This window comes from Sphaerisporangium sp. NPDC049003 (genome assembly GCF_043197795.1).
In the GTDB taxonomy this organism is placed as follows: Bacteria; Actinomycetota; Actinomycetes; order Streptosporangiales; family Streptosporangiaceae; genus Sphaerisporangium.
Window position 1 is genome coordinate 1 of record NZ_JBICTU010000071.1, and the last position, 3,848, is coordinate 3,848.

The following is a 3,848-nucleotide window of genomic DNA, read 5'->3' on the forward strand; positions in this document are numbered from 1 at the left end:
AACCTCCCCGGCATCGAAGTCCACCCCGCCCCCATCACCGGCGGCCTCGCCAAATTCGACCTCAACCTCACCCTGTATGAGGTCGACGACGGGCTCACCGCACACATCGACTACCCCACCGACCTGTACGACAAGACCACCATCGAGCGCATGGCCGGCCACTACGGCACGCTGCTCCAGCGACTCGCCGACCACCCGACGACCCCGCTGTCCCAGATCAGCATGCTCACCGACGCCGAACACGACGCCCTCGCGGCGTGGGGGGCCACGGCCGCGATCCCCGCCGAGGTCCGCGACGTCCCGGCCGCCCCCGCCGTCGTCCGTGTCGTCGACCGGCACGACCGGCCGGTGCCGGTCGGCGTGCCCGGACGGCTGGTACTCGGCGGCGAGCATCCGTACCGCACCGGTGACCGGGTGAGCTGGTCGCCATCGGGTGAGCTGCGGTTCCTGGGCCGCTGGGAAGACCAGGTGATCGTGCGCGGGGACCGCGTCGCGCTGGGCGAGATCGAGACGGCGCTGGCAGGCCACGACGCCGTGGCGGACGCCGCGGCCGTCGTACACGACGGGGAACTGGTCGGCTACGTGGTGCCCGCCAGCCCGGCGCCGCCGGAGGCGCGGGAGCTGCGGCAGTTCCTCAGCGAGCGACTGCCCGCTTTCATGGTGCCGTCGGCCTACGTCGTAGTGCCCCGCCTGCCGCGCACGGCGGACGGCGCCGTCGACCGGCAGGCTCTGCCGGCGCCCGACGCGCGACCGGCGCCGGCGCCGCACAGCGCGGCCGAGAAGGTCATCGCCGGCATCTGGCGGGAGGTCCTGGGCGTCGCCCACGTCAGCGTGACCGACAACTTCTTCACGCTCGGCGGAGACTCGATCATCAGCCTGCAGGTGATCGCACGGGCGAAGAAGTTCGGCATCCAGCTCACGCCGAGGATGTTCTTCCAGCATCAGACCGTCGCGGCCATCGCCGCGAACGCCCAGTCCACCAGTCCCATCCTGGCCGACCAGGCCAAGATCGTGGGAGAGGTGCCGCTCACACCGATCCAGCACTGGTTCTTCGAGCTCAAGCTGCCCGACCCGGCCCACTTCAACCAGGTCGAGCTGCTGGAGACCGACGGCCTCGACGGCGCGGTCCTGCGACGTGCGCTGCTCACCCTCGTCGACCACCACGACGCGCTGCGCCTGCGGATCAGGAAGGACGGTGACCGGTGGCGTCAGTACCTCGACGACGACGCCGGCCCCGGCGTCCTCGCCTGCCACGACCTGTCGGCGCTGGACGACGACGGGGTGTGGCCCCGGATGGCGCGGATCGCCGACGAGGCGCAGCGCGGGATGGATCTGGACGGCGGGCCGGTGATCCGTGCCGCCCTGATGGAGCTGGGTCCCGGCCGAGGCCAGCGGCTGCTCATCGCCATCCACCACCTGGCGGTCGACGGCGTCTCCTGGCGGATCCTGCTGGAGGACCTCGGCACCGCCTACCGGCAGGCGGCCGAAGGACGGGATCCGCTGCTGCCGGCCAAGACGACGTCCGTACGGACCTGGGGGGAGAAGCTCGGGACGTACGCGAGGTCGGCCGGCGCGCTCGCCGAACTCGGCTACTGGACGGCGCAGGGCACGCGGCGGACGCTCCCTCGTGACCATGACGGGGCGAACACCATGCGTTCCTCGGCCGCCGTCACCGTCGCGCTGAGCGAGAGCGAGACGGATTCCCTGCTGCGGGACGTGCCCCGGGCCTTCCACACCCAGATCAACGACGCGCTGCTGAGCGCGGTGGGCGCCGCCGTGCACGCCTGGACCGGGGACGACGCCGCCTGCGTCAGCCTGGAGGGGCACGGACGGGAGGACCTGTTCCCCGACGTGGACACGTCGCGCACGGTGGGATGGTTCACCAGCGTCTTCCCCATCGCCCTGCACGGCATGTCGGAGACCGACCCGGCCATCCTCCTCAAGAACGTCAGCGAGCAGCTCGGGGAGATACCCCGCCGGGGCGTCGGCTACGGCATCCTGCGGTACCTGGGCGACGCCCGCACGCGGGAGGCCCTGGCGCATCCCTCTCCGGAGATCAACTTCAACTACCTGGGACAGTTCGCCGCCGGCGTCACGGGCCTCGGCCGGTACGCCGACCCGCGCGAGCCGAGGGGCCGTTCCATCGGCGCGGCCGGGATGCGTCGTCACCTCCTGGACATCCTGGCGGCCGTGGAGAACGGCCGGTTGAGCATCGAGATCTCCTACTCCACGGCGATCCACGACGTGACCACCGTCGAGCGGTTCGCCGAGAACATCGTCCACAACCTTCGCGCGTTGCTCGGTATCGCCGCCGAGCAGAGCGAAGGGATCGGCGCCGCCCCGGCGCACCTCCCACTGGCGGAACTCGACGAGGATGAGATGGCCGCGATCATGAGGAAGTTCAGCGCATGAGCACCCCCAACGTGGAAGACATCTACGGCCTGTCGCCCATGCAGTTCGGCATGCTGTTCCATTCGATTCGGGACGACCACGGCTTCAACCCGTACCAGGTGCAGATGATCGAGAAGATCGTCGGGCCGCTCGACGACGAGCGTTTCCTGGACGCCTGGCAGCACGTCGTCGACCGGCACTCCATCCTGCGCAGCGCGTTCGTGTGGCAGGACGTGTCGACGCCCGTGCAGGTCGTGCAGCGTACGGCCGTGCTGCCGCGCGAGACGCTCGACTGGCGTGACTGCGGTCCCGCCGAGCAGGACGCGCGCCTGAAGCGGCTGGCGGACGACGACTGGAACCAGGGCTTCGACCTGTCCCGGCCGCCGCTGCTGCGGGTGCGGGTCATCCGGACCGCCGACGAATGCCGCCTGGTCATGTGGTCGTTCCACCACATCCTGCTGGACGGGTGGAGCATCCAGCTCCTGAAGCAGGAGCTGTTCGCGATCTACCGGGCCGCCATCGAGGGCAGGGAGCCCGGCCTGCCGCCGGCCATCCCCTATGTCCGGTACGCGAAGTGGCTGCACGAACAGCCCTCGTCCCGCGCGCGGGAGTTCTGGCGCGGCTATCTGCGGGGTGTGAGCGAGCCCACCGAGCTGGTCGCGAGCCGCCCCGGCACGGAGTCCGGGGTGGCCGAATTAGAGGTCTCCCTCAGCGCGGAGCTGTCGAGCGAGGTACGCCGGTTCGCCAGGGAGCAGCGGATCACGGTCAACACCGTGATCCAGGGCGTATGGTCGGCCCTGCTTTCCCGCTACAGCGGTCACGACGACGTGCTGTTCGGCGCCACGACCTCCGGCAGGTCCGTCTCACTGGCCGGCATCGAGTCGATGGTGGGGCTGTTCATCAACACGCTGCCCGTGCGCGCCCGGGTCGACGGCCAGGCCACGGTCGGCGACTGGCTGCGGGAACTGCAGGAGCAGCAGATCGAGCTCCGGCAGTGGGAGCACTGCCACCTCGTGGACGTGCAGGAGTGCAGCGACGTCCCGCGGGGCAAGCCGCTGTTCCAGTCGATCCTCGTGTTCGAGAACTATCCGGATCTGCGCGGGTCCGACAGCCTGCCGGACGGGGTGGACTACCGGCCCGTGGACTGCGTGGAGCGCACCGGCTATCCGCTCACCGTGGTCGTCTCGGCCGACGAGGTCGTGGACGTCAAGTTCGCCTACGACCGTGCCCTGTTCGACGAGGAAACGATCGAACGCCTCGCGGGTCACTTCCAGGCACTGGTGACCGGATTCGTCTCGGCCCCGCGTTCCCCGCTGTCCCAGATCAGCATGCTCACCGAGGCCGAGCAGCGGCGGATGCTGATCGAGTGGAACGACACCGCGGGCCCGTTCCCCGCCGACCAGACCATCCACCAACTGGTCGCCGCACAGGCCACGACCCGCCCCGACGAACCCGCC

Annotated in this window: 2 protein-coding genes; both read left to right on the forward strand. The window is 70.2% G+C overall.

The window, feature by feature from the left end:
* Positions 1-2,412 (forward strand): condensation domain-containing protein (locus tag ACGFIV_RS36165; protein ID WP_392839581.1); only part of this gene is annotated, 2,412 nt, incomplete at its 5' end.
* On the forward strand, positions 2,409-3,848 hold a 1,440-nt coding region (locus tag ACGFIV_RS36170), incomplete at its 3' end, for a condensation domain-containing protein (RefSeq protein ID WP_392839583.1). The genes ACGFIV_RS36165 and ACGFIV_RS36170, both read left to right, overlap by 4 nt.